Source organism: Pantoea sp. ACRSB, assembly GCF_022346905.1.
In the GTDB taxonomy this organism is placed as follows: domain Bacteria; phylum Pseudomonadota; class Gammaproteobacteria; order Enterobacterales; family Enterobacteriaceae; genus Pantoea; species Pantoea piersonii.
This window is the reverse complement of the sequence record NZ_JAKRNL010000026.1, coordinates 1-1,951: the sequence shown is the minus strand read 5'-3', so window position 1 is coordinate 1,951 and position 1,951 is coordinate 1. Positions and strand designations below refer to the sequence as shown.

Annotated in this window: 3 protein-coding genes and 1 pseudogene; 3 read left to right on the top strand and 1 reads right to left on the bottom strand. The window is 51.7% G+C overall.

From position 1 onward, the window contains the following. Window positions 1-205, top strand: a 205-nt coding sequence (locus tag MHZ89_RS22560; RefSeq protein ID WP_000001233.1) for an IS1 family transposase, incomplete at its 5' end; no start/stop codon positions are given. Between the two features lie 14 nt (window positions 206-219). On the opposite strand, the pseudogene MHZ89_RS22555 reads toward MHZ89_RS22560, so the two are convergent. Then, window positions 220-402 (bottom strand): annotated as a pseudogene (locus tag MHZ89_RS22555) (NAD(P)-dependent alcohol dehydrogenase); the annotation flags it as partial. A 169-nt stretch (window positions 403-571) separates the two neighbouring features. Here MHZ89_RS22555 and MHZ89_RS22550 point away from each other — a divergent pair. Together MHZ89_RS22550 and MHZ89_RS22545 are read left to right on the top strand one after the other, a co-directional pair. Continuing rightward, entirely contained in the window at window positions 572-1,705 is a 1,134-nt protein-coding gene (locus MHZ89_RS22550) for a glutathione-independent formaldehyde dehydrogenase (RefSeq protein WP_033756051.1), read from the top strand. 157 nt (window positions 1,706-1,862) lie between these two features. Continuing rightward, window positions 1,863-1,951: hypothetical protein (locus MHZ89_RS22545; RefSeq protein ID WP_311784647.1), on the top strand; the 89-nt coding region annotated here is incomplete at its 3' end.

Sequence of the window (1,951 nt, the reverse complement as noted above, 5' to 3'; positions counted from 1 at the left end):
GGATGGCTGGCCGCTGTATGAATCCCGCCTGAAGGGAAAGCTGCACGTAATCAGCAAGCGATATACGCAGCGAATTGAGCGGCATAACCTGAATCTGAGGCAGCATCTGGCAAGGCTGGGAAGGAAGTCGCTGTCGTTCTCAAAATCGGTGGAGCTGCATGATAAAGTCATCGGGCATTATCTGAACATAAAACACTATCAATAAGTTGGGACCATTACCGCCTCGTTGATATTTTTGATATCAAGCATTTCAATATCGCAGCTGATGCTGTGCTCGGCGCAAAATTCCAGAACTTCCTGGGTTTCCGCAATGCCACCGATCAGAGAGCCCGCCAGTACGCGGCGATTCATAACCAGGTTGCCCGCATGGAGTGCAGGTTCAATCGGCTCGATCAGCCCCACTTAATTGTAGGTCATAATAAATTACACGCAAGCGCATCGGTATAAAGTGAGCCATGTTAAAAATTTATGCTACATTTAAAATGCTCTTATCTTGCGTGGAAAAAATAAGCGCAACGAGATTTAAAACCAGCATGATTATTTTTAATCGTTTCAATCCAGAGGGGTAATTATGAGAGCAATCATTTATAACGGCCCGTTCAACGTAACGGTAAAAAATGTTCCTGACGCAAAAATTGAGCGCCCCGGTGACGCGCTTATCCGCATTACTACCACGAATATCTGTGGTTCGGATCTGCACATGTACGAAGGCCGCACCAGTTTTGAAGAAGGGCGCATTTTCGGCCATGAAAACATGGGAGAGGTCGTTGAAGTCGGCAAAGGCGTTGAGCGTGTCAAGGTGGGAGACCGCGTCTGTATGCCGTTTAACATCGGCTGCGGCTTCTGTGAAAATTGCGAAAAAGGCCTGACCGGTTTTTGCCTGACGGCTAATCCGGGAAGCGCTGGCGCCGCCTATGGTTTTGCTGAAATGGGCCCATGGGACGGCGGGCAGGCAGAACTGCTGCGGGTCCCCTTTGCCGATTTCAATTGTCTGGTGCTGCCGGAGGATGCCTCAGAAAAAGAGGATGATTATGTGATGCTCTCTGACATCTTTCCGACAGGCTGGCACGCGACCGAACTGGCGGGATTGCGAGCGGGCGAAAGCGTCGCTATTTATGGGGCGGGTCCGGTTGGGTTGATGGCGGCTCACTCAGCGCTGATAAAAGGCGCATCGCAGGTGTTTGTTGTGGATACCCACAGTGACCGTCTTGCCCTCGCCGAGCAACTTGGTGCAACACCCGTTCATGCTGCCGGAGATGAGGCCGTACAGAAAATACTGGATCTGACCGACGGCAGGGGCACCGACTGCGGGTGTGAATGCGTGGGATACCAGTGCTGTAATAAGCATGGTCATGAAGATAACAGTGCAACCATGAACAGCCTTGTCGCGTCAACTAAAGCCACGGGCGGAATCGGCGTGGTTGGCGTATTTGTCCCGCAGGATCCCTCTGCTGCAACCGATCTGGCTAAAGAAGGCAAGATGCCTTTCGATTTTGGCAGTTTCTGGTTCAAGGGCCAGTCAATCCGCACCGGACAGGCAAACGTGAAGGCCTACAACCGACAGCTTGCACGACTGATTCACCATGGCAAAGCCAGCCCTGGCCAGATTATTTCGCATCGTCTGAGCCTGGACGAAGCGCCTGAAGGCTATAAAAATTTCGACAGCCGTACCCCCGGCTGGACGAAAGTGGTCCTCAAACCCTGAAGGCGTGGACAGCTCTTACAGAAAGCCTTGTGCCGATTACTCAGGGCTTAACCGGTTGGCTCACCCACGTTTAGTCTTTTTAATAGGCTGCGCTCCTCAACGCTGCTTCGCTTGAATATCAACCCGGCTTTGTTGAATAAATCGAACTTTTGCTGAGCTGAAGGAGCAGATCACGCATCTTCCCGACAACGCAGACCGTTCCGTGGCAAAGCAAAAGTTCAAAATCACCGGCTGGCCCACCTACAA

Bases quoted from the DNA above. Each gene is read 5' to 3' on its own strand.
- MHZ89_RS22550 (WP_033756051.1), top strand. From the start codon at position 572: ATGAGAGCAATCATTTATAACGGCCCGTTCAACGTAACGGTAAAAAAT.